Genomic DNA, 23,577 nt, shown 5'->3' with positions numbered 1-23,577 from the left:
GGGCCACACACGACGGTGGGTCCGGACCTTGTGGTCCGGACCCACCGTCGCTCAACGTGTCCAGGCGCTACCAGCGGTACCAGGTTCCTCGCTGGCCGCCACTTCCGGCCGAGCGGAAGACGAAGCCGAGCAGCCAGATGACCAGTACGGCCACCGCGAACCACCACAGCACCTCAACGGCGAAACCGGCACCGAAAAGAATCAGCGCGAGTAGCAGGACAAGAAGAAGAGCGGGCATGTCCCTCACCTCCTGGCAACCGCGTACCCCCTTCCACGCCCCTCACTCGTGATTCCGTGGAGAAACAATCTCGCGAGATCATGGGTTTGACGGCGGGGAGATCGGTCAGAAGCACTGACAGTCGCCCATCGTCGACCGAGGGAAGTGATTTCCGTGGCGGACAACGAGAAGGCCAAGGCCAAGGCGGAACAGCTCAAGGGCGCCGCGAAGGAGCAGGTCGGCCGGACCGTCGGCAACGAGCGCCGAACGGCGGAGGGCCGCACCGAGAAGGCCAAGGGCGATCTGCGCCAGGCCAAGGAAAAGGCCAAGGACGCCTTCCGCGACTGACCGGGAGGTCGGATGCGGACGGAATGTGAACGCCCCGGAGGATACGCGCACCACGCTTATCCTCCGGGGCGTTCCTTTTCCCTCCGGGGCTCGACCCCGGACTTCATCGCGGGCCCAGCCCAGGGCAGATGAGCCGTTCCGGGTGGGCGGAACGCCGCCGCCGAGCGGTGGCGGCGCCGTATGCTCGACGGATGTTCTCTGCTGAGGGGCCGACAGTGCGGGAGTTGGCCGTGCAGGCGCTCTCGTCGGTGGAGCGCGGCTACGACCTGCTGGCGCCGAAGTTCGACCACACGCCGTTCCGCACGCCCGACGTGGTGCTGGACGCGGTGGCCGAAGTGGCGCGGGGCCTGGGCCCGTTCGGGCGCGGTCTTGATCTGTGCTGCGGCACGGGGGCCGGGACGCGGGTGTTGCGGCGGCTGTGCCGTGACGACGTCGTCGGAGTGGATCTCAGCGCCGGCATGCTGGCGGTTGCCCGGCGGCACGAGGACGCGGTGTGGGTGCGGGGTGAGGCGGGGACGCTGCCGTTCGGGCGGGTCTTCGACGTGGTCGCGAGTTTCGGCGCGTTCGGGCACTTCCGGCCGGAGGAGCGTCCGGGGGTCTTCGCGGAGGTGGCCCGGGTGCTGCGTCCGGGCGGACGGTTCCTGTTCCCGATCGCGGCGCCGCCGCGTCCCGGCGGCTCCGGGTGGTGGTTCCAGGTGGGGTTCGACGCGGCGATGCGGGTGCGGAACGCCGTGTGGCGCCCGCCGTTTGTCATGTACTACCGCACGTTCCGACTCGCCGACGTGCGGGCGGAGTTGTGTGCGGCGGGCTTCGACGTGGAGCTGTATCCGCTGGAGGCGCTGGGGCGCCGCCCGGACGGTGCGCCGCGCTGCCGGCTGGTCGCCGCCACGCTGCGCTGAGGGCCGGCCCGGGTCCGGCGGGGCCTCAGGGCCGGCCCGGGGTCGGGGTCCCACCGGGCTTACGCCGGCGTGGACGCGTGACCAGGGCGGACGTGCCGGGGCATGGGGCGGGATAAGGGCGGCTTAAGGGGGGCGTGGCGTCATCGGTTCGGTAGAACCGTCGACGAGGAGACGCCTGTGACGACGCCCCGCGCCGAGACCCAGCCGGCCGACGGGCCGCCCGACGACGACCGGCCGGAGGACCCCCGCGCGGGGCGTGAGCGGTGGCTGGTGCTGCTGCTCATGGGCTTCGCGCTGTGTGTGGTCGTCCTCAACAACTCCTCGCTCAACGTGGCGATCCCCGAGCTCATGCGGGATCTACGCGCGGATCTGCCGACCGTGCAGTGGATCGTGGACAGCTACTCGATCGTCTTCGCCGGGCTGCTGATCGTGGCCGGCGCCTGGTCGGACCGGTGGGGCCGCAAGCGGATGACGCTGGGCGGCCTGGCGGTGTTCGGGGTGGCGTCGGCGCTTGCCGTGCTGGCCACCGAGGCGTGGCATGTGGTGCTGGTCCGGGCGGTGTTGGGCGCGGCGGCGGCGTTTGTGATGCCGGGGACGTTGGCGATCCTGCTGCACGCGTTCCCGCGCCGGGAGCGGGCCCGCGCGATCGCGCTGTGGACGGGTATCGCGGTGCTCGGGGTGGCGCTCGGGCCGGTGCTGGGCGGGCTGGTGGTGACGACGGCGGGCTGGTCCGGCGTGTTCTGGCTGAACGTGCCGCCGGCGGTGGCGGTGGTGGTGGCCGGGGTGTTCCTCGTCCGGGAGTCCGCCGACCCGCAGCGGCGGCCGACGGACGCGCTGGGCGCGATGCTGTCGGTGGTGGCGGTCGGCGCGCTGGTGTTCACCGTCATCGAGGCCGGCCAGCACGGCGTGCTGGCGCTCCGGACCGGGCTGGGCGCGGCGGTGACGCTGGCGGCGGGCGTCGCGTTCATGCGCCGGCTGCGGCGTACGGCGTTCCCGCTGGTGGAGTTGGCGCTGCTGCGGCGGGAGCGGTTCCGGGGCGCGGCCCTGGGGAACATGCTGCTGTTCTTCGGCCTGGCGGGCACGCTGTTTGTCCTCACCCAGCGGCTGCAGGTGCAGTTGGGCATGAGCCCGCTGGCGGCGGGCCTCGCGGTGGGACCGATCGCGCTCACGGCGTTCGCGGCGTCGGCCTGTTCGCCGCTGGTGGCACGGCGGTTGGGGCCCCGGATGACGGTGACCGGCGGGCTGCTGCTGGTCGCGGCGGGCATCGCGGTGGTCGGCTGGTGGGGCGGGAGCTACCCGGTGATCGCCCCGGCGCTGGTCGCGGTCGGGGTGGGTTTCGGGGTGGCCACACCGGTCGCCACCGACCTGCTGGTCTCCACGCTGAGCGACGACCGGGCCAGCTCGGGTTCCGCACTGAACGACACGATGCAGGAGACCGGGTTCGCGCTGGGCATCGCGGCCGTCGGCGCGGTGCTCAACAGGGTGTTCGTCCAGGCGCTGGAGGGCCCCACCACGTTGCAGCAGGCACGCGCGGTGGCCGAGGAACTGCCGGCGCGGGCGGGAGCGGCGCTGGCCGAGCGCGCGGACGCGGCGTTCGACGACGCCGTGCGGGCCGCGTTGACGGTCGCGGCCCTGGTGACGGTGCTGGGCGCGGCGGTGGCCTTCCGGCTGCTGGCCCGCGACCAGCAGCCGACGCGGCCCGAGGCCGAGGCCGACGCCAAGGCCGAAGCCGGCACGGTGAAGGCCGACCCCGGGCCGCCGCACGTCGCCGGCGCGCCGGCTCCGGGGCCCGCCCCCGGGCCGCCGGACCGGCCTCCGGTCCTGGCCGCCGACGAGGGACGCCGGTAGCAGGCCCCCGCCGTCGCCGGGCCGTTGTCACGGCCGTCCGGTGGCGGCGGGGGCAGCCGTGATCGCTACGCGCGTCAACCGGCACCGCCCCGCCCGCCGCCGCTACGCGCGTCACCCCCGGCCCGTGCGGCCGGACCCCCGTCCAGCCGAACGGAAGGAGCCGCAAAGGACGGCCTAAGCCCGGCCTCAGCCGGCTGACCCAACCTGAGGGCGCGGACGAACAGTTCGGCGCCGTGCGTACACGCGAAGGAGCACGACATGCAGTGGGACGACATCTACATCGCCGGCCTCGGTGTCTATCTGCCACCGCCGGTCGCCGCCGCGGACGCGGTCGCGGCGGGGGAGTACGACGCCGAGGAGTGCGAGGCGAACGGCATCACGTCGGTACTGGTCGAGCCGGAGAAGGCGGGACCGGAGATGGCGGTGCTGGCCGCCCGTGGCGCGCTCACGCACTCGTCCGTGAACACCGCCGACATCCGCATGGTGTTCCACTCCAGCCTCTGGTACCAGGGCGTGGACATGTGGCCGGCGGCCTCCTACGTGGCGCGCTTCTCGGTGGGCGAGTCCGTGATGGCGTTCGACCTCCAGCAGCAGTGCAACGCGGCCGTGGGCGGCATGGACCTGGCGGCCTCGCGGCTGGTGTTCGAGAAGGGCGGCGCGGCGCTCCTCACGACCGGCGACCGCTTCTGCCTGCCGGGTGTGGACCGCTGGCGCACGGAGAAGGGCCTGCCGTACGGCGACGGCGGCACGGCGATGGTGCTGTCGACGGAGGGCGGCTTCGCCCGGCTGCTGTCGACCGCGACGGTGTCGGACAACGGCCTGGAGCAGGTGCTGCGCGGCGAGCGCTTCCACGACAGCTACCAGCCGGGCCCGCTGGACATCACCAGCCGCATCGAGCACCACTTCGCCCACCACGGCGGCATGCGCGCCTCCACGGTCCGCCTCGCGGAGGCCGTGCAGACCTCGGTGATGACCGCGCTGGCGGAGGCCAAGACGGAACTGGCCGACCTGGGCGGCGTGGTGATCCCGGCCGCCGGCCGCGCCAAGCTGGACTGGCAGCTCAGCCAGCTCGTCGGCGTGGGGGAGGAGCAGACGACCTGGCCGTTCGCCAGGACGCACGGCCACCTCGGTGCCGGCGACCAGTTCGCCGGGCTGCGGCACCTGATCGCGGAGAAGGTCGTCGGGGCCGGCGATCGGGTGCTGATCGTCGGCGGCGGCGCGGGGCTGACCTGCACCAGCGCGGTCGTGGAGGTGCTGGGGCCGCTGCCCGAGCCGACCGAGCGGACGTGGCCCCGGTGACGCGGGAGCCGGTCGGGCGGGGCGCGCCGGCGGACGGTCGCGTGCCGGCGGACGGGCACGTGCCGGAGATGCTGGCCGACGCGGTCCGCCGGGCGCCCGCGGCGCCGGCCGTCCGGGACGCCGAACGCGCGTGGACCTACGCCGAGTTGGACGCTGCGGCGAACGCCGTGCGGGACGCGCTGAGGCGGTCGGGGGTGCGGCCCGGGGACCGGGTCGCGCTGCGGTCGCGGAACCGCTGCGAGGTGGCGGCCGCGCTGTTCGGCACGTTGCGGGCGGGCGCGGCGCTGGTGCCGCTGAGCCCGCAGCTGCCGCCGGCCGGGCTGGTCTCGGTGTTGGCGGACGCCGAGCCGGCCGTGCTGCTGGCCCCGGCGAAGGAGCTCCCGGAGCTGCCCGAGGTGCCGTGCCGGGTGCTGACCCTGGAGGACGCGGTGGCCCCGGACGCGTCCGGCGGCGCCGACGCGCCCGCCGCCCCGGACGCCACCGCGCTGCTCGTCTACACCTCCGGCAGCACCTCCGCCCCGAAGGGCGTCGTCTGCCCGCACTCCGCCGTCGACTTCGCGGCGCGGGCCATCCACCGGCGGCTGGGCTACCGGTCCTCGGACGTCGTCCTCGTCGGTTCGCCGTTCTCCTTCGACTACGGGCTGTACCAGCTGCTGCTGTCGGTGCTCGCGGGTGCCGAGCTGGTGCTGGCGGACGCGGAGGACCCGGTCGGCATGCTGCGGCTGGTGCGGCGCACCCGGGCGACCGTGCTGCCGATCGTGCCGTCGACCGCGCGCATGCTGGCCCGGCTCGCCCGGCGCGGCGAACCGGTCGACCACGTGCGGATGTTCACCAACACCGGTGCCGCGCTGACGGCGTCGGACATCCGGGGGCTGCGGGACGCCTTCCCGGGTTGTTCGGTGGTGCTGATGTACGGCATCACCGAGTGCAAGCGGGTGACGATCGCCGAACCGGACGTCGACCTGGCCCGCCCGGGGTCGTCCGGCACCGCGCTGGACGGCACGGTCGTGCGGATCGTCGACGAGACGGGCCGCGAGGTCCCGCCGGGTGTCATCGGCGAGATCACCGTGACCGGCCCGCACGTGATGGCCGGCTACCGGGGCGCGCCGGAGCTGACCGCGCAGCGCTACGACGAGGACCCGTACGGCGGCGGCCGCCGGCTGCGTACCGGCGACTACGGCAGCCTCGACGCGGACGGGCACCTCTACTTCCACGGCCGGCGGGACGACCAGTTCAAGCGGCGCGGTGTGCGGGCGTCGCTGATCGAGGTCGAGGCGGCGGCCGCCCGGGTCCCGGGTGTGCGCGCGGTGGCGGTGCTGCCGCCGGAGGGCGACCAGGACCTGACGCTGTTCTTCACCGGCGACCGCGATCCGCGCGAGGTGCTGGACGAGATGGCCGGGCTGCTGGAACCGGCGAAGGTGCCCGCCGACTGCCACCGCCTGCCGGAGCTGCCGCTGACCGGCAACGGCAAGACCGACAAGAAGCGGCTGCGCGAGACGCTGCGGCCGACGACCGGGAGTGCGAAGTGACCATCCCTGAACCGGCCGACGCCGCACGGCTGTTGGCGACGTACGGCAGCCCGCTCTACGTCTACGACCTGAACCGGGTGCGGGCCGCGCTGGCCGACCTGCGCTCCAGCCTGCCGCAGGGCGCCCACGTCCTGTACTCGCTCAAGGCCAACCCCCACGTCGACCTGGTGCGGGAGCTGCTGGCCGGCGGCTGCCGCGCCGAACTCTCCTCCACCGGCGAACTGCGCACCGCGCTCGCCGCCGGCGCCGACCCGGCCACGTGCTTCTACACCGGCCCCGGCAAGACCGCGGAGGAGCTGCGGACCGCGATCGCCGCCGGGGTGCGCACGTTCTCCACCGAGTCGCTGGTGGACCTGCGCCGGGTGGCGCGGGTCGCCAGGGAGAGCGGGCAGGAGGTGGACTGCGTGCTGCGGGTCAACGGCGCCGAGGCGCCCGGCAGCGCGGGCATGCGGATGACCGGTGACGCCTCGCAGTTCGGTACGGACGCGGCCGTGCTCGCCGGGTACGGCGAGGAGTTGCGCGACGCCGACCTCAAGGGCGCGCGGCTCGTCGGCTTCCACTTCTTCCCGCTGACCAACGCCGCCGACGAGGCGAGCCTGGTCGCGGAGATGACGGGGAGTATCCGCACCGCCGCCACGCTCGCCGAGCAACTCGCGCTGGACATCACGGTGTTGGATCTCGGCGGCGGTTTCGGCGCCCCTTTCGCGCAGACCGGCGACCGGCCCCGCTACCCGGGGTTGCGGAAGGCGCTCACCGAGGAGCTCGACCGGCACTTCCCGGCGTGGTCCGACGGCGGTGTCGAGGTGCTGTTCGAGAGCGGACGCCACCTGGTCGGGGACAGCGGCACGCTGCTCTGCACGGTCAGCGACGTCAAGGACAGCCGCGACACCCGCTTCGCCGTGCTGGACACCGGCATCAACCACCTGGGCGGGCTGTCCGGCATCGGCCGGCTGCTGCCGCTGTCGGCCGTGCCGCTGGCGGTGCCGGCCGAGTCCGCCGACGAGGCGCCCGTCGGTTCCGCGGCGGTCACGGCGACGCCGCCCGCCAGGACCCGGCTGGTCGGGCCGCTGTGCACACCGGCCGACACGCTGGGCCGCGGCGCCGTGGACCTGCCGGACCTGACCGTCGGCCAGCACCTCGCCATACCGAACGTCGGTGCCTACGGCGCGACTGCCAGCCTGCTCGGCTTCCTCAGCCGGCCGGCCGCGGCCGAGGTCGTCGTCGACGGACCGGCCGGCCCACAGGGCCCGCGGGTCGTCTCGGCGACCCGGCTGACCCTCGTCCGCGAGCCGGTGCCGGCGCGGACGGCGGACCCGACCGCGCACCCGGAGCGGCGGGAGGACCACACGAGTGAGGAGAGCGCGGTGGAGGAGCGGACGATGACGGCCGTACCGGCGGGGGGCGCCGGCGGCGGGCCGTGGGACGCCGACTACGTGGCGGCGCTGCGGTCGGTGCTGCCCAGACTGGGCGAGGACGTCGGCCCGGACACGAGCCTGCGCGCGGCCGGCCTCGACTCGCTCGCCCTGGTGGAGCTGCTGGTGCGGCTGGAGGAGACGTACGCGGTGGCGATCCCGGACGACGACCTCACCCCGGAGTCGTTCGCGACCGCCGGCAGTCTGTGGACGGTCGTGGAGAGCGTCCGCGCCGGCTGACGACGGCGTCACCACCCGCCGTTCACCACCCGCCGTTCCCGCCCGACGGTCTCTCCGCGAAACGCGCGACGGCCGCGCCCGGATCACCGGGCGCGGCCGTCGGGGGCCGGTCAGGAAGGGACGCGGGCCAGGTACTCGGGGCGGGTGAACTGGTGGTCCAGGGCCGGGTCGGCGCTGAGCACGGCCTGGTGGAGCCGCTGCACCGGGCGGCACGGCTCGACACCGAGGTCGTTCCGCAGCCGCTCCCGGAGCTGGAGAAAGCAGTTCAGGGCGTCCGCCTGACGTTCGGATCGGTAGTAGGCCAACATGAGGTGACGGTAGAACGTCTCCCGGAGTGGGTACTCATGGATGAGCCGGGTCAGTTCCGAGATGATTGCCCGGTGCTTACCAAGCAGTAGGTCCAGCTCGATGCGGAGTTCCAGTGCGGCGACGTATTCCTCGTCCAGGCAGGTGGCGTACACGCTCAGTAGTTCGCCGTCGGTCAGGCCGGCCAGCGCCGGGCCCCTCCAAAGTCCGAGCGCCGCTCTCACCGCCTTGGAAGCCGCCGGTAAATCACCGGCGTCGAAATCCTTTCGGGCCTCCTTCATGAGAATGTCGAAGTCGTGCTGGTCGAATTCCGCACCGCCGAGCCGGAGAAGGTATCCGGGTGGTTCGGTGACTATCTGTGCACGGTGCTCGGGTGACGCGCTCTCGGCGAGCTGGTTGCGCAGCTGCGCCATGTAGACGTGGAGCGCGCCCCGGGCCTTGCGAGGCGGCTGGTCAGCCCAGATCTCCGTGATGAGACTCTGCGTGGACACGACCTCGCCCACGCGGGAGAGCAGCGCCGCGAGGAGGACGCGCTTCTTGCTCGCACTGGGTAGCAGTGACGTGTCCTGATCGTGCCGGTAGTCGACCACCGAGAGCGGTCCGAGCACTTCGAAACGCACGTAGGTCCCCCATGTCGTCTTGCTCGCCTACTGCCACTTAAATACAGGCCACCGAGATACCGCCGGTAACGTCGAGAGGTGGGGGCACGCCCCTTTCCTTGCGTGCTGCATCGATTCTTCACCCGGCCGCGGGGTCGGTGGGACTGCACTGAGATTACCTAGTTGCACGGCATTTCTGGGAAATCGACAAAGATGTGATGAAGTTCACAGCGAAACTTGACAGAGTGTTCATCCGTGTCGTGTGACGCATGTGACTTCGGATGCTCCTGATCTTGCTCCGTTCGCTTTGTGTTCTCTTCAACCACCTCCGCGGGCGGTGCTTCAGCGGCGAATAAGCATCGCTTCACCGCAAGGCCAAGCGGTGACTCCTAGCGTCGAGGCAGACCTGGGAGGTGTGCCGGTGAGAAAGTTCGCAGACCACTTTGCGAAGCAGTTTCAGGGCTGGGTCGAGACACGGCCCGACCACCCCGCGGTCGCCTTCGTCGAGGACTTCGACGGCGGCTGCGGCGGGCCCCGACTGACCTACGGAGAGCTGGACGCCCGCGCCAGGGCGCTGGCCGGCGGACTGGTCGCGCGTGAGCTGACCGGGGAGCGGGTGCTGCTGCTCCACCCGACCGGGCTCGACTTCGCGGTGGCGATCCTCGGCTGCTTCCTCTCCGGAGCCGTCGGCACGCCGGCGCCGCTGCCGGAGAGCAGCGGACGCGGCGACGCCCGTCTGACCGGGATCGTGGCGGACGCCGGCGTGCGGCACGTGCTCACCAGCCCCGACGCCCGCCCGGCGGTCGCGGACTGGCTGACCCGCGCCGGCCTGCTGGACCGGGTGAGCGTGCACGTCGAGTCCGAACTCGCCGAACCCGGCGGGTCGCTGCCCGCCCCCGACCCGTCGGCGCTGGCGTTCCTCCAGTACACCTCCGGGTCCACCAGCGACCCCAAGGGCGTGCTGGTCACCCACGCGGCGCTGGCGCACAACGAGGCGCAGATCATCCGCGCCATGGACGTCGACGAGCACACCCGGTCCGTGAGCTGGCTGCCGCACTACCACGACATGGGCCTGGTCGGGCAGTTGCTCGGCCCGCTCTTCTGCGGCGGCACCTCGTACCTGATGTCCCCGATGGCCTTCCTGCGCCATCCGCACCGCTGGCTGAAGGCCGTCAGCGAGCTGCGCGGCACGGTCACCGTCGCACCCGACTTCGGGTACGCGCTGGTCACCCGGCGCACCACCGACCGGCAACTCGCCGAACTCGACCTGTCCGGCCTGCGGGTCGCCCTCAACGGCTCCGAACCGATCCACGCCGCCACCCTGGAACGGTTCGTCGAACGCTTCGCCCCCGCCGGACTCGACCCGGCCGCCCTCACCCCCTGCTACGGCATGGCCGAGACGACGCTGCTCGTCAGCAGCACCCCGGCCGGTTCGGGCTTCCGCGCGCTCGACGTGGCCGCCGGGGCGCTGGCCGACCACCGGCTGGTCCCGGGGACGGCCGGCGACCGCACGACGCGGCTCGTCGGCAGCGGCCGGGTCGCCGACTTCGACCTGCGCGTCGTCGACCCGGACACCTCCCGCGAACTGCCCGAGGGGCACGTCGGCGAGATCTGGGTGAGCGGCGGCTCGGTCGCCGCCGGCTACCACGACAACAAGGAAGCCACCGAGGCCACCTTCGCCGCCCGACTCGCCGACGGCGAGGGGCCGTTCCTCCGCACGGGCGACCTGGGCGCCCTGCTGGACGGCGAGCTGTACGTCACCGGCCGCCGCAAGGAGATGCTCATCGTCAACGGCCGCAACCTCTACCCGCAGGACCTCGAACTGACCGTCCGCACGGCCGACCCGCTGTTCCACGAGGGCGCCACCGCCGTGTTCACCGCGCCGGTCGCGCCGGGCGGCGGCGAGGCGGTCGTGGCGGTGCAGGAGGCGCGCCCCGGACGGCTCAGGGACCAGGACCCGCGGACGATGGTGGCCGCCACCCGGCGGGCGCTGCTCGCCGAACACGACGTCCACCTGGGCGCGATGGTGCTCGTCCCGGTCGGCGCGGTCGAGCGCACCACCAGCGGCAAGATCAGGCGCGGCGCGATGCGGGAACGCTTCCTCGCCGACGAGCTGCGCGCGCTCTTCCACACCCAGCGGCCCACCTCCGGGGACGCCGGGAACAACACCGCCGCACGGACCGGCACGACGGCGGGTGCGCGATGAACCCCGCCGCGACGGACCACGCGACCAACGCCGCCGCGGACAACGTGACAGACACCGCTGCGGACGCCGCCACGGACACGGTGAGCACTCCCGCCGACGCCGCCGAGGACCTGGAACGCCGCCTCGGTCCCGTCGACCCGGCCGACGCCCACGTCCGCGATCTCGCCGACGAGCGCGAGGAGTTCCCCCAGGCGGACGTCGACGCGCTGGACGGCATCGGCCTGGCCCGCCACTACGTCCCCGTCGAGCACGGCGGGCTGCTGCGCGACTACCCGTCGACCGCCGCGATGATCCGCGCCGTCGCCGGCCGCGACCTCACCATGGCCATCGCCCACGGCAAGACGTTCCTGGGCGCGGTCAGCGTGTGGGTCGCCGGCAGCGGCGAGCAGGCCGCCCGGGTCGCCGGACTGGTCTCGGCGGGCGTCCCGGTCTCCTGGGGGCTCACCGAACGCGGCCACGGCAGCGACCTGGTCGCCGGCGAGGTGACCGCGTACCCGGACGGCGACCGGGTACGGCTGGACGGCGAGAAGTGGCTCATCAACAACGCCACCCGCGGCGGCCTGGTCACCGTGCTGGCCCGCAGCGACCCGGCCGGCGGCCCGCGCGGCTTCGACCTCTACCTCGTCGACCGCCGCACCGCCGGCGACAGCTACCGGCCGCTGCCGAAGGTCCGCACGCTCGGCATCCGGGGCGCCGACATCAGCGGCTTCACCCTCGACGGCGTCCTGCTCGACCCCGACGCCGACCGCGTCGGCGCGCCGGGCAGCGGCCTGGAGACGGTGATGCGCTCCCTCCAGCTCACCCGCACCCTGTGCGCGACGCTCTCGCTCGGCGCCGCCGACCACGGGCTCGCGGAGGCCGCGCACTTCGCCGCCGACCGCCGCCTCTACGGCCGGCCGCTGCTCGACCTGCCGGCCGCCGGCCGCACCCTCGCCGAGTGCTACGCCGACCATCTCCTGCACGAGGCGTTCGCCACGCTCGCCACCCGCGCCATCCACACCCTGCCCGGCGAACTCGGCATCCTGGCACCGGCGGTGAAGTACCTCGTGCCGGTGGGCACCGAGCAGCTGCTCGCCAGGCTGCGCCGGCTGCTCGGCGCCCGCGCCTGGCTGCGGGACGTCCGCGGCACGGAGGTGAGCCCCGGCGTCGGCGTCTTCCAGAAGATCGAACGCGACCACCGCATCGTCTCGCTCTTCGACGGCAACACGGTCGTCAACCTCAACTCCCTGGTCAGCCAGTTCCCGCTGCTGGGCCGCGCCCACCGGCGGCCCCGGCCGGCGGAGGCCGGGCTCTACCGGGCTGCCGACCTCGGTGCCCCGCTGCCCCCGGCCGACCCCTCCCGGCTGCGGCTGATGCCCACCCGCGGCGCCGGCCTGCTGCACGACCTGCCGGCGGCCGCCGCCCAGCTCGCCGAACTCGCCGCTGAGAACGGAAGGTTGACGCCAATCGCGGAGTCGGCCCGATCCCTCGCCGAGCGGACCGGCGAGCTGCTGGAGGACGTCGCCGAGCAGCCCATCGTGCCGCCGGACGTCCCCGCGCACGCCTTCGACCTCGCCCGACGCCTCACCTGGGCGCTCGCCGGCGCCGCCGCCGTCCGCCTCTGGCTGGACAGCCACAGCCACGTGAGCCGCACCGCCCTCGGCCCCGAATCCCTGTGGACGGACGGCCGTTGGCTGCACGCCGCCCTGGACCGCGTCCACACCCGGCTGGTCGCCGGCCACCGCCCGACGGCGGACGAGGAGCGGGCGCTGGAGGAGACCTACGCCGCGCTGACCGGCGAACTCCTGCGCCAGACCGCCGGCCACCGGTTCCCCTCGCTGCTGCACACCCGAAGGGCGGAGGCACTGTGACCAGCCCGACCACCACCACAACCGACACCCGCCGGCCCACCGCCACGTCCCTCGGCTTCCCCGTCGCCGACCGGCCGTCGCCGCTGGGGGAACTCCTCGGCGACCCCTTCGCGCCGGACAACCCCACCGGCTACGAGGCCGCGCTGGCCTCCGACGACCGAGGGGAGCCCTTCGCCGCGGCGGAGGCCGTACTGGACCGTGCCGGGCTCAACGCGGAGTACGTGCCCACCGGGCTCGGCGGCCGCCTCGACGGCGTCGACAACCTCGTACGCCGCCTGCGCCCGGTCTTCCGGCTCGACGCCGGCCTCGGCCTCGGCCACGGACTCACCACCCTCATGGCCGCGTTGAACGTGTGGACGGCCGGCGACGCCGCGCAGCGGGAACGCGTCGCCCGGCTGCTGCTCGACGGGAAGCGGCTGAGCGTCGCCTACCACGAGCTCGAACACGGCAACGACCTCACCAACAACCACCTGCGCGCCGACACCGCGCCGCACGGCTTCACGCTGCACGGCACCAAGCGCGTCATCAACAACACCGACCGGGCCGCCGGCGCCGTCGTCTTCGCCCGCACCACGCCGTGGGCCGCCCGCGCCACCGGCCGGGACCACTCGCTGATCCTGCTCGACGACCTGGCCGCCCTGCCCGGCGACACCTTCCGGCGGCTGCCCCGGCTGCGCACCTCCGGGCTGGCCGGCTGCCGCCTCGGCGGCTTCGAGTTCGACGGCTGCCCGGTGCCCGGCGACGCGCTGCTCGGCGGGCTCGGCGAGGGCGCGTCCGTCGCGCTGCGCTCCTTCCAGGTCAGCCGGTGCGTCACCGCGGGCGCCGGCACCGCGCTGCTGGAGGCCGCGCTGTTCGGCGTGCACCGCTTCGCCGGCGAACGGGTGCTGTACGGCAGGCCGGTGAGTGCCCTGCCGCACGCCCGCTCGCTGCTCGCCGGCGCCTTCGCCGACCTCCAGGTCGCCGGCGCCCTCGCCAGAGCCGCCGCCCGCGCCCTGCACCTGCACCCGGCCGCCGCCGGCCGCTACGCCGCGACCGCCAAGTACCTCGTGCCGCGCCTGGTGGAGGACGCGCTGTCCGACCTCGCCGTCCTGCTCGGCGCCCGCAGCTACCTGCGGGAGGGCGCGTACGCGTTTGTCGGCAAGCACCTGCGGGACATCGCCGGGCTCAGCATCGGCCACGCCGGCGGGGTGAGCTGCCAGTTGACCGTGCTGCCCGACCTGCCCGGGCTGCGGCTGACCGGGCCGCCGGCCGGTCCGGCGCTGTTCGACGACTCCCCGACGCCGCCGCTCGACCCGGCCGCACTGCGGCTGCGCGGCAGCCGGGAGGACCCGCTGCTGACCGTCCTCGCCCACGTCCTGGACGCCGCACAGCCGCACCCCGGCCTGGCGCCCCTCGCGCCCGGTCTGCGCGCCGAACTCGACGCCGTACTCGCGGAGTCGGCCGCGCTGCCGCCGGCCGCCAGGGGAGTGGCCGCCGACCACCGGGCGCTGGCCCTCACCGAACGCTACGCCTGGCTGCTCGCGGCCGCCGCCTGCGTCGGCACCGCCACCCTCGCCGGCCCGCCCGGCGACACACCGGACCCGCGCTGGCTGCACGCCGTGCTGCAACGGATCGGCCGGCGCTCCGGGCGGCTCCCCGAGCCGCGCGACACCGGCCCGCTCGACGCCCTGTTCGGCGAGCTGGAGCACCGCGTCGCCGCCGGACTCAGTCTCGACATCGACCCCGAACCCGTCGCCCGCCGGCCGGTCTGAACCGGCCAGAGCCATCAGGAGTCTTTTCGTGAACACCTCCGAGAGCACCGCCCGTCCCGCCGACATCGACGAGGTCGTCGACTGGCTGATCGAGCGGGTCGCCGAGTACCGGGAGATCCCCGCCGCCGACGTCGACCCCGAGGTGCCGCTGGCCGAGCTGGGCCTGGACTCGGTGTACGTGCTGAGCCTGTGCGGCGACGTGGAGGACCACTACGGGCTTGTCGTGGAGCCGACCGTCGCCTGGGACCACCCGACCATCGACGCGCTCGCCAAGCACCTCCACGCCGAACTCACCGGCGGCGCCTCGTGAACGCACCCGACCGGGCCGTCGCGATCGTCGGCATCGACTCCCGCTTCCCCGGCGCGCGGGACCGGGAGGCCTTCTGGCGGCTGCTGACCACCGGCGAGGTCACCGCCCGTCCCGTGCCCGCCGCGCGCTGGCGGACCGGAGGCGACGAACCCGACGGCGCCCAGACCCCCGTCTCGCTGATCGACGACGCCGACGCCTTCGACCACCGCTTCTTCGGTGTCGCGCCCGTCGAGGCGGCCGGCATGGACCCGCAGCAGCGACTGCTGCTGGAGACCGCCTGGCGGGCCGTGGAGGACTCCGGCGTCAGCCCCGCCTCGCTCGCCGGCGGCAACACCAGTGTGCACGTGGGCGTCATGTCCAGCGAGTGGGCCAACCTGCACCTCGCCGACCACCGCGCCATGACCACCCACCGGGGCAGCGGCAACGGCTACTGCATGGCCGCCAACCGGCTCTCCTACCACCTCGACCTCAAGGGCCCGAGCATGGCGGTCGACACCGCCTGCTCCTCCTCGCTGGTGGCCGTCCAACTCGCCTGCACCGGACTGCGGGCGGGCGAGGTCGACACCGCGCTGGTCGGCGGCGTCAACCTCATCCTCACCCCCGCCCTGTCGATCTTCTACCGGCAGGCCGGGCTCGCCGCCGCCGACGGCCGCTGCAAGCCGTTCGCCGCCGACGCCGACGGCATCGGCCGGGGCGAGGGGGTCGCCGTGGTGGTGCTGCGCCGGCTCAGCGACGCACTCGCCGACGGCCAGCGGGTCTACGCGGTCATCGAGGGCGGCGCCGTCGGCTCCGACGGCCGCAGCAACGGACTGACCGCCCCCAACCGCTTCGCCCAGGCCGAGGTGGTGCGCACCGCCTACCGCCAGGCCGGCGTCGACGCCGGCGACCTGCACTTCGTCGAGGGCCACGGCACCGGAACCCGGCTCGGCGACATGATCGAGGTGCGCGCGCTCGGCGACGTGCACGCCGGGCGCTCCAGACCCGCGCTGCTCGGCTCGGTCAAGGGCAACCTCGGCCACCTGGAGGGCGCGGCCGGCATCGCCGGACTCGTCAAGACGGCCCTCGCGCTGGAACGCCGCACACTGCCCGGCACCCCCGGCGGCAGCGAGAACACCGAACTGCGGCTCGCCGACCACGGGTTCCGGCTCGCCGGCGCGGCCACCAGACTGCCGCGGGGGCGGGTCCTGGCGGGCGTCTCCAGCTTCGGCCTCGGCGGCACCAACGCGCACCTCGTGCTCTCCTCCCCGCCCGACCGCCCGGCCACCCGGCGCGCCGCCACCGGCGCCCGCCCGGCGTCCGGCGGACGACCCGAGGAGGAGGCGCTGCTCGTGACCGTCAGCGCCGCCACCCCCGACACGCTGCCGGCGAACGTGGTCGCCATGCGGGAGGCCGTCGCCGCCGAGAACCCCCGCCGCACCGCCCAACTCGCCTGGTCCAGCACGGTCGTCAAGGACGGTCTGCGGCAGCGCGCCACGCTCGCCGGCCTCGGCCGCTACGGACTGCTCGACGCCTGCGACGAATGGCTGCGCGAGGCCGCCGACAGCCCCCGCCCACCGGCCGCCACCGCACGACGCGGGCGCCCCCGGGTGGCGCTCGTCTTCACCGGCCAGGGCAGCCAGTACGCCGGGATGACGGCGGCACTGCTGCGCCACTGCGCGCCCTACCGGCGGCACCTCGCCGAGGCGTCGGCCGCGCTCGGCGAGCTGGGCGACGGCCCGCACACCACGGTCGAACGCCTGCTGGCCGGCGACAGCCCCGCCGACCTCGACCACACCCGCTACGCCCAACCCGCGCTGTTCGCGGTCGAGTACGCGCTCGCCGCCACCCTGCTGGAGGTGGGCCTGCGACCGGTCGCGGTACTCGGCCACAGCGTCGGCGAGTACGCCGCGGCCGTCGCCGCCGGAGCGCTGGAACTCTCCGACGCCGCCGACCTGGTCCGCGCCCGCGGCCAGCTCATGGGCGAACTGCCGCGCGGCGGCGCCATGCTGGCGGTGGAGGCGAGCGAGGAGGCGGTCGCGCCGATCGTCGCCGCCGCCGGCCGGGGCCGGGTACTCGACATCGCCGCCGTCAACGGCCCCGCCGCGGTCACCCTCAGCGGCCACGCCGAAGCCGTCAAGCGGGCCGCCGCGCTGCTACGGGAGGCGGGTCACCGCGCGCGTCCGCTACGCGTGTCACACGCCTTCCACTCCGCGCTGATGCGGCCCATGGTGGACCGCTTCGCCGCGCTCGCCGCCCGGGTGCCGCCCGGCGAGGCCCGCGTCCCGCTGTACTCCACCGTCCGCGAGGAGCAGCCGAGAAAGCTCGACGGCGACTACTGGACCGAGCAGATCTGCGCGCCCGTACGCTTCGACGCCGCCGCGCGGCGACTGGCCGAGGCCGCCCCGACCCACGTGGTGGAGGTCGGCCCGCGCCCGCTGCTGCTGCGGCTGCTGCAGGCCAGGCTCGGCGAACACACCGCGCTCGCCTGCTCCGCCGGCCCCCGCTCGACCGGCGGCGAGCTGGCCGGCGTGGTCGCCGCCCTGCACCGCGACGGCGCCGACCTGGACCTCTCCCGCTGGTACGGGCCCGAGCAGCGCGTCCGGCGGCCGCTGCCCGGCTACGTCTTCGACCGCTCCTCCCGCTTCTGGTGGACGGCGGAGACGGCGGCGGCCGCACCGGCCGCCGGCCCCGCCCGCCCCGCCACTCCCGAAGCCACCCCCGAACCGGTGGACGGCCCGGACCCGATGCCCACCGGGCCGTCCGCCAAGCCCGCCGAACCCGCCGTGCCGACCGCCCCGCCCGCTGCCGCCGTGAAGCCCGCCGAGCCCGCCGAGCCCGGCGAGCGGCCGGCCGCCGGAGACGGGGACCTCGCGACGCTGGTCCGGGGCGCGATCCACCAGGTCACCGGGCACGACATGGCGGCCCTGGAACCCCACGCCGACCTCACCGAACTCGGCTTCGACTCGATCATGCTCATGCGGCTCGTCGACGAGATCGAACAGGTGGTCGGCCCGGTGGACGTCGAAGCCCTGCTGCCCCGGCTCACCACCGTCGGCGAACTCATCGACCACCTGCGCCAAGCCCACCCCGCTCCGGAAGGAGTCCCGTCGTGACCCACCTCCTCCTCGGCACCGGCAGCGCGCTGCCCGGCGAACCGATCGGCAACGAGCGGCTGAAGGAGCGGTTCGGCACCGACCCGCGCTGGGTGGACCGCTTCATCGGCACCCGCACCCGGCACCTGGGCGTCGACCTGGACACCGGCAAGCCCACCCACAGCCTCGTCGACCTGGCCACCGAGGCCGCCGAGGCGGCCCTCGCCGACGCCGACCTCGACCCGCACGACGTGGACGTCCTCGTCCTGGCCACCGCGTCGCCGGACCACCTCATGCCCGCCTCGGTCAACCTCGTCGCCGACCGGCTGGGCCTCCAGGCCGTGCCCACCTACCAGCTCCAGTCCGGCTGCGCCGGCGCCGTCCAGGCGCTCTCCCTCGCGGGCCGCATGCTCGACGACGAGCACCGCACGGCTCTGGTCGTCGGCGCCGACAGCTGCGCCAAACACCTCGTGCTCGACCACGACTTCGCCGCCCTGCCACCGAGCGAGCTGGTCAACTACGTCATCTTCGGCGACGGCGCAGGAGCCGCCGTCCTCGGCCTCGCGGACGAGCCGGACGCGCCCGGCACCCACCTGGGCCCCGTCCGCAACAGCTTCGTCGGCGTCGGGCGCGACCCGGGCCAGGTCATCCGCTGGTTCGGCGCCGCCGACCGCGACAGCGGCGAACAGCCCGTAGCCGAGGACTACAAGGCCATCGAGGCGGGCGTGCCGGGTCTGGCCGCCGACGTCCTCGCCGACCTGCTGGAACGCACCGGCTGGGCACCCGACACCCTCACCCACCTGCTGCCGCCGCAGCTCGGCGGCCGGATGACCGAGCAGATCACCCGCGGCCTCGTCGAACGCTTCGGCCTCACCGCCACCGAGGTCAGCTGCGTCGCCGAGACCGGCAACAACGGCAACGCCCTGCCCTTCCTCCAGCTGGACCGGCTCTTCCCGCTGGAGCCGGGAGACCGGGCGCTGGCGATCGCCATCGAGTCCAGCAAGTGGATACGCACCGGCTTCGTTCTGGAGGGAAAGTGAGCGCCGACGCCCCCCTGGACGCGGTACGAGCGATCCGCGACGCGGGCGAACTCGCGACGCGGTGGCCCGAGGTGGCCGCGATCCTCGCTGCGGCCGACGTCGAGTCGACCGCCCGCGCAGGTGCCCTGCTGGCCGCCGTCGACCACCACGAGGCGCACCGGGCACACCCGGAACTTCCGCTTGTCGAAGTCCTGTTGACCGGGAGCGGCACGGTGTCCCCGCTGGTGCCGCGACTCACCGGCGAGCTGGCCCGGCAGCAGATCGTCGGCCGGGTCACCGCCGGCGACCCGGGCGGGTACGCGCTCGCCCTCGCCGAACCCGGCACCGCCGACGTCACCCTGTGCCTGCTGGACGCCTCCGCCGTCTTCGACCGGCTGCCGCAGCCGACCTGGACGGTCGACGACGTCAGCGCCGCCTGCGACGAACTCGGCGCCCAACTCGCGGAGTCGGCGCGTCTGCACACGGCCGGGGGAGGGGCGCTCGTCCTCACCACCGCGCCGCTGTGGCCGCTGTGGGCCGACCAGATCCTCGACCTGCGCGAGCGGGCCCGGCTCGGGGCGGTCTGGCGCCGCTTCAACGCCGAGCTGCTGGAACTCGGCACCGGGGCGATCGAGGGCGTGCACGTCGTCGACCTCGACCCGATCGCCGCCACCACCGGCCCGGCCCGCGACCCCCGGCTGGAGATCTACGCCCACGTCGCCTACAGCGACACGCTGCTGGGTGCGCTGGCCCGCCGCGTCGCCCACCTCGTGCGCGCCTTGCGCGGCCGCCCCCGCAAGTGCCTGGTGCTCGACCTCGACGGCACGCTGTGGGGCGGCACGCTCGCCGAGTCCGGCGGCGCCGGCCTCGACATGGCCGAGGGCTTCCGGGGCGAGTCGCACCGCCGCTTCCAGCGCGTCGCCGCCCAGCTCGGCAGCCAGGGCGTGCTGCTCGCGGTGTGCAGCAAGAACGACCCGGCCGAGGTCGACGAGGTGCTGCGCGACCACCCCGACCTGCTGGTGCGCCGGGACGACTTCGTCACCGTCGTCGCCGACTGGGCACCCAAGGTGGACACCGTCGGGCAGGTCGCCGAGCGCATCGGCATCGGCAGCGACAGCCTCGTGTTCGTCGACGACAGCGCCACCGAGACCGGGCTCGTCCGGCTCAAGCGTCCCGAGATCGCCGTCATCGACGTCAACGCGCGCGAACCCGCCACGCACGCGGACCGGTTGCTCGCCGAGGGCTGGTTCGACAGCGCCGCCATCACCGACGAGGACCGCAAGCGCGCCGGCCGCTACCGCACCGAGGGCCGCCGCGCCGAGTTCCGCGCCGGCTTCTCCTCCCTCACCGACTACCTCAAGGAACTCGACACCACCCTCACCCTCTTCGCCCCCGGCCCGGGCGACGTGCACCGGCTCGCCCAACTCACCCAGCGCACCAACCAGTTCAACCTCACCACGCTGCGCATGGACGAGGCGGCCGTCCGTGCCGCGCTCGCCGACCCGGCGGTGCTGGTCAGCCCCGTCCGGGTCGGCGACAGGTTCGGTGACCACGGCGTGATCGGCACCGCGTTCCTGCGCCGCACCGGCCCCCGGGTCGAGATCGACAACCTTGTCATGTCGTGCCGTGTCCTCGGCCGGGGCATCGAGTCCGCCTGGCTGCGCGAACTCCTGCACTGGGCCGCCGCGCACGGCGCCACCGAGGTCACCGCCGACCACCGGCCCACCCCGCGCAACGGCCGCGTCGCCACCCTCTACCCCGACCACGGCTTCACCGCCCTGCCCGACCGCGGCGACGGCGTCCACCGCTACCGGCACGACCTCACCACGCTCCCGCCGGCCGTCGAACACCTCACGGTCGTCAGCGAACTACCCGCACCGGCACCCGCCACCGCCCCGACCGAGGAGAAGCGATGAGCACCACCGTCCTGGACACCGACCGGTTCCTGACCCTCCTCCGCGACGAGACCGGCCTGGCCGTCGACGCCGGCGACCTCGACACCCCCTTCGACGACCTGCCCGGCTGGGACTCGGTGATGCTGCTCAAGGTGCTCACCGCCGTCGAACAGGCCACCGGCAGCCCGGCCCCGATGCTGGAGGTCCTGGAGGCGCGCGACCTGCGCGGTGTGCACACCGCGATCGTCCGGTGAGGCCGCCGGTCACCCCGGTGCCCCGGGCCCGCCGCCACACCCTGCACTTCCTGCACCACGCCCGCGGCGCCGCCCCCGTGCACCTGGACGCCGAGGTCGACGCCACGGAACTGCTCGACCACCGGGCCGCCGCGGCCCGGCCGGTCTCCGTCGTCACCCACGTCGTGCACGCCGTCGGCCGCGTGCTGGCCCGCCACCCCGACGCGAACGCCGCGTACGGGGGCGGCGGGCTGCGGCCCCGGCTCGTCCGCTACCCGTGGGTCGACGTGAAACTGACCCTGGACCGCGTCGTCGACGACACCCGGGTGGTGCTCTCCTCGGTGCTCACCGACGCCGACCGGGCCTCCCGGAGCTTCCTCCAGGCCCGCATCACCCGCCTCGCCACCAACGATCCGGAGCTGCTGCCCGAGTTCGACGGCGTCCGCGCGCTCCGCCGGCTCCCGCACCCCGTCGGCCGGCTCGCCTTCGCCGCGGCCAACCGCACCGCGCACCGCCACCGCCACCTGGGGACCGTCGCCGTCACCTCCCTCGGCCACCGCCGGGTGCAGCGCTTCTTCAGCCACGGCGGCACGGCCGTGACCGTCGGCGTCGGCCGGATCACCACCCGGCCCGTCGTACGCGACGGCGAACTCGCCGCCGCGCCCGTCCTACCGCTGTCCCTCACCTTCGACCACCGCGTCCTCGACGGCGCCGAAGCCGCCGACGTCCTCGACGACCTCGTCGAGACCCTGCGACGACCACCCACCCCGGAGCCCGACGATGCCGCTCGCTGAACCACCGCTCGAACTGCTCCCCGAACCCGAGGCGCCCGTCTGGGAGCGGCTGACCGCCCGCTGGCGACGGGACGGCGTGGTCGTCGGCCACGCCGAGGAGGCCCGCTGGGGAGCCGGCCGCACCGGCTCCCGCGCCCTCGTCGCCGCCACCGTCGGACGCCTGCTGGAGCTGCCCGCCGAGCGGGTCGCGCTCGAACGCGACCACCGGCGCCGCCCCTACCCCGTCGACAGGCAGAGCGGCGAACGCCTCCCCGTCGACCTCAACCTCAGCCACACCGACGACCTGTTCCTGCTCGGCGTCAGCCGCAAGGGACGCATCGGCGTCGACGTCGAACGCGCCGACCGGGACATCGCACCCGGCCCGCGCATGCTCGCCCGCGTCTGCCACCCCGGCGAGCGCGACGCTCTCGCCGACCTCTCCCGCCGGGCCCGCACCGAGGCCATCGCCAGGCTGTGGGTGTGCAAGGAGGCGGTCGCCAAGGCGGACGGGCGCGGACTGCTGCTCGACCTGTCCACCGTCCGCGCCGACGTGCCCCCGCCCGGCTGGCGGCTGGCCACCAGCCGGCTGCCGAGCAGCCGCACCGCCGCGGGCTACTGGATCGGCGCCGCCCTGCGCGAAGGGACGACGGTATGACGGGCACCACGGACACCACGGATACGACGGACACCACGGATACGACGGCGGCCCCGGCGGGAGCGCTGCCGCCGCTCGCCGAACTGGCCGGCTTCGCCGCCCTGCACGCCAAGGCCCTCGGTCTCAGCCGCACCGAGCTGCGGCAGGGCCTGGCCGCCATCCGCCGCGACGGCACCCCCGAGGCCTGGCCCCGCACGTGGAACCGGCTCGCCGACCACCACCGCCGCGCCGGCCGCCCCCTGCACGCCTGCCGCGCCCACGTCCTGGCCCGCTTCCCCTACCCGGCCGACGAGCACCGCCGCACCGCCGGCGAACTCGCCGTCCGCGCCTTCGACACCTGGCGCCTCGCCCGCGGTGACATCAGACGGCTCGAACTGCCGCTGTCGGGAGGCCGGTTGACGGCATGGACCGCTGGCCTCGAACCCCGCGCCGGCCGCCCCCTGCTGCTGGTCATGGGCGGCATCATCAGCGTCAAGGAGCAGTGGGCGCCCTTCCTCGCCGCCGCCCGGCGACTCGGCGTCGCGGTGGTCGTCACCGAGATGCCCGGCGTCGGCGAGAACACCCACCGCTACGGCTCGCACAGCGTCGAGATGATCCCCGAACTCCTCGACGAACTCGGCGCCGCGAACTGCGCCGCCGGAGTCCAGCTCGTCGCCCTCAGCTTCGCCGGACAGCTCGCCCTGAGCGCCGCCGCCGAGGACCCGAGGATCACCGCCGTGCACACCGTCGGCGCGCCCACCGACGGCGTCTTCCGCGACCCCGCCCTGTGGGCCACCCTCCCGCAGACCACCACCGCCACGCTCGCGCACCTCACCCGACGCGAACCCACGCTCGCACAGAAGGAGTTGACGGCGCTCGCGCTCGACGAGGACACCCTCGCCCGGGTGCGGACCCCCGTCCGCTACGTCGCCAGCCGGCGCGACGAGATCATCCCCCGCCGGGAATGGGAACGTCTCGCCGAACACCTGCCGGACTTCACCTGGGTCGAGTTCGACGACGTGCACGGCTCCCCGGCCCACCTCACCGACACCCGGCTCTGGCTGCTGCACGGCGTGCTCGACACCCTCGGCGACCGGCGCGCCCGCGCCCTCGCCGCCCTCCTCGCACTGCGCGGACG

The 23,577-nt window shown here is 74.4% G+C and carries 19 protein-coding genes; 17 read left to right on the top strand and 2 right to left on the bottom strand.

The genetic code is table 11. From position 1 onward, the window contains the following. Positions 1–67: 67 nt before the first annotated feature. Positions 68–238, bottom strand: a complete 171-nt coding sequence (locus GL263_RS03610; protein WP_182854084.1) for a hydrophobic protein — start codon at positions 236–238, stop codon at positions 68–70. 153 nt (positions 239–391) lie between these two features. Between GL263_RS03610 and GL263_RS03605 the strand changes: the two genes are divergently transcribed. The 6 genes from GL263_RS03605 to GL263_RS03580 all read left to right on the top strand — a co-directional run bounded on the left by GL263_RS03605 (position 392) and on the right by GL263_RS03580 (position 7,792). Next, positions 392–565: a CsbD family protein gene (locus tag GL263_RS03605; RefSeq protein ID WP_182854083.1), complete on the top strand. Its 174-nt coding sequence runs from the start codon at positions 392–394 to the stop codon at positions 563–565. A 191-nt stretch (positions 566–756) separates the two neighbouring features. Next, on the top strand, positions 757–1,464 hold the full coding sequence (locus tag GL263_RS03600) for a class I SAM-dependent methyltransferase (RefSeq protein ID WP_182854082.1): 708 nt from the start codon (positions 757–759) through the stop codon (positions 1,462–1,464). A gap of 177 nt (positions 1,465–1,641) precedes the next feature. After that, complete coding sequence (locus tag GL263_RS03595) at positions 1,642–3,312, top strand: MFS transporter (RefSeq protein WP_182854081.1); 1,671 nt, start codon at positions 1,642–1,644, stop codon at positions 3,310–3,312. Positions 3,313–3,570: 258 nt separating this feature from the next. Further along, a complete protein-coding gene (locus GL263_RS03590) occupies positions 3,571–4,611 on the top strand; it encodes a ketoacyl-ACP synthase III family protein (RefSeq protein ID WP_182854080.1) in 1,041 nt (346 codons plus the stop codon). Then, positions 4,599–6,140 (top strand): class I adenylate-forming enzyme family protein, encoded by a 1,542-nt coding sequence (locus tag GL263_RS03585; protein ID WP_323379233.1) that lies wholly within the window; start codon positions 4,599–4,601, stop codon positions 6,138–6,140. The genes GL263_RS03590 and GL263_RS03585 overlap by 13 nt, the downstream gene beginning before the upstream one ends. Beyond that, positions 6,137–7,792 (top strand): phosphopantetheine-binding protein, encoded by a 1,656-nt coding sequence (locus tag GL263_RS03580; RefSeq protein ID WP_323379232.1) that lies wholly within the window; start codon positions 6,137–6,139, stop codon positions 7,790–7,792. The genes GL263_RS03585 and GL263_RS03580 overlap by 4 nt, the downstream gene beginning before the upstream one ends. 110 nt (positions 7,793–7,902) lie before the next feature. Here GL263_RS03580 and GL263_RS03575 read toward each other — a convergent pair whose 3' ends face one another. After that, the gene (locus GL263_RS03575; RefSeq protein ID WP_182854079.1) at positions 7,903–8,718 is read right to left on the bottom strand and encodes an AfsR/SARP family transcriptional regulator; all 816 of its coding nucleotides are present in this window, start codon (positions 8,716–8,718) and stop codon (positions 7,903–7,905) included. Positions 8,719–9,118: 400 nt separating this feature from the next. Between GL263_RS03575 and GL263_RS03570 the strand changes: the two genes are divergently transcribed. The 11 genes from GL263_RS03570 to GL263_RS03520 all read left to right on the top strand — a co-directional run. Next, complete coding sequence (locus GL263_RS03570) at positions 9,119–10,903, top strand: fatty acyl-AMP ligase (protein ID WP_182854078.1); 1,785 nt, start codon at positions 9,119–9,121, stop codon at positions 10,901–10,903. Then, positions 10,900–12,753 carry an acyl-CoA dehydrogenase family protein gene (locus tag GL263_RS03565; RefSeq protein ID WP_182854077.1) on the top strand — a complete coding sequence of 618 codons (1,854 nt, stop codon included), beginning with the start codon at positions 10,900–10,902 and terminating at the stop codon, positions 12,751–12,753. Before GL263_RS03570 ends, GL263_RS03565 begins: the two co-directional genes overlap by 4 nt. Then, a complete protein-coding gene (locus GL263_RS03560) occupies positions 12,750–14,504 on the top strand; it encodes an acyl-CoA dehydrogenase family protein (RefSeq protein ID WP_182854076.1) in 1,755 nt (584 codons plus the stop codon). The genes GL263_RS03565 and GL263_RS03560 overlap by 4 nt, the downstream gene beginning before the upstream one ends. 28 nt (positions 14,505–14,532) lie before the next feature. Further along, positions 14,533–14,814 carry an acyl carrier protein gene (locus tag GL263_RS03555; RefSeq protein ID WP_182854075.1) on the top strand — a complete coding sequence of 94 codons (282 nt, stop codon included), beginning with the start codon at positions 14,533–14,535 and terminating at the stop codon, positions 14,812–14,814. Beyond that, a complete protein-coding gene (locus GL263_RS03550) occupies positions 14,811–17,906 on the top strand; it encodes a type I polyketide synthase (protein ID WP_182854074.1) in 3,096 nt (1,031 codons plus the stop codon). Before GL263_RS03555 ends, GL263_RS03550 begins: the two co-directional genes overlap by 4 nt. Beyond that, entirely contained in the window at positions 17,903–18,925 is a 1,023-nt protein-coding gene (locus GL263_RS03545; protein ID WP_182854073.1) for a 3-oxoacyl-ACP synthase III family protein, read from the top strand. Before GL263_RS03550 ends, GL263_RS03545 begins: the two co-directional genes overlap by 4 nt. After that, positions 18,922–20,820, top strand: a complete 1,899-nt coding sequence (locus GL263_RS29025) for an HAD-IIIC family phosphatase (protein WP_182854072.1) — start codon at positions 18,922–18,924, stop codon at positions 20,818–20,820. Before GL263_RS03545 ends, GL263_RS29025 begins: the two co-directional genes overlap by 4 nt. Further along, complete coding sequence (locus GL263_RS03535) at positions 20,817–21,053, top strand: acyl carrier protein (RefSeq protein ID WP_182854071.1); 237 nt, start codon at positions 20,817–20,819, stop codon at positions 21,051–21,053. The genes GL263_RS29025 and GL263_RS03535 overlap by 4 nt, the downstream gene beginning before the upstream one ends. Next, positions 21,050–21,826 (top strand): 2-oxo acid dehydrogenase subunit E2, encoded by a 777-nt coding sequence (locus tag GL263_RS03530; protein WP_182854070.1) that lies wholly within the window; start codon positions 21,050–21,052, stop codon positions 21,824–21,826. The genes GL263_RS03535 and GL263_RS03530 overlap by 4 nt, the downstream gene beginning before the upstream one ends. Further along, entirely contained in the window at positions 21,813–22,460 is a 648-nt protein-coding gene (locus tag GL263_RS03525) for a 4'-phosphopantetheinyl transferase family protein (RefSeq protein ID WP_182854069.1), read from the top strand. Before GL263_RS03530 ends, GL263_RS03525 begins: the two co-directional genes overlap by 14 nt. Beyond that, on the top strand, positions 22,457–23,577 hold a 1,121-nt coding region (locus GL263_RS03520), incomplete at its 3' end, for an alpha/beta fold hydrolase (RefSeq protein WP_182854068.1). The genes GL263_RS03525 and GL263_RS03520, both read left to right, overlap by 4 nt.

This window comes from Streptomyces durbertensis, assembly GCF_014156695.1.
Taxonomy (GTDB): Bacteria; Actinomycetota; Actinomycetes; order Streptomycetales; family Streptomycetaceae; genus Streptomyces; species Streptomyces durbertensis.
This window is presented reverse-complemented; position numbering and strand designations above follow the sequence as displayed.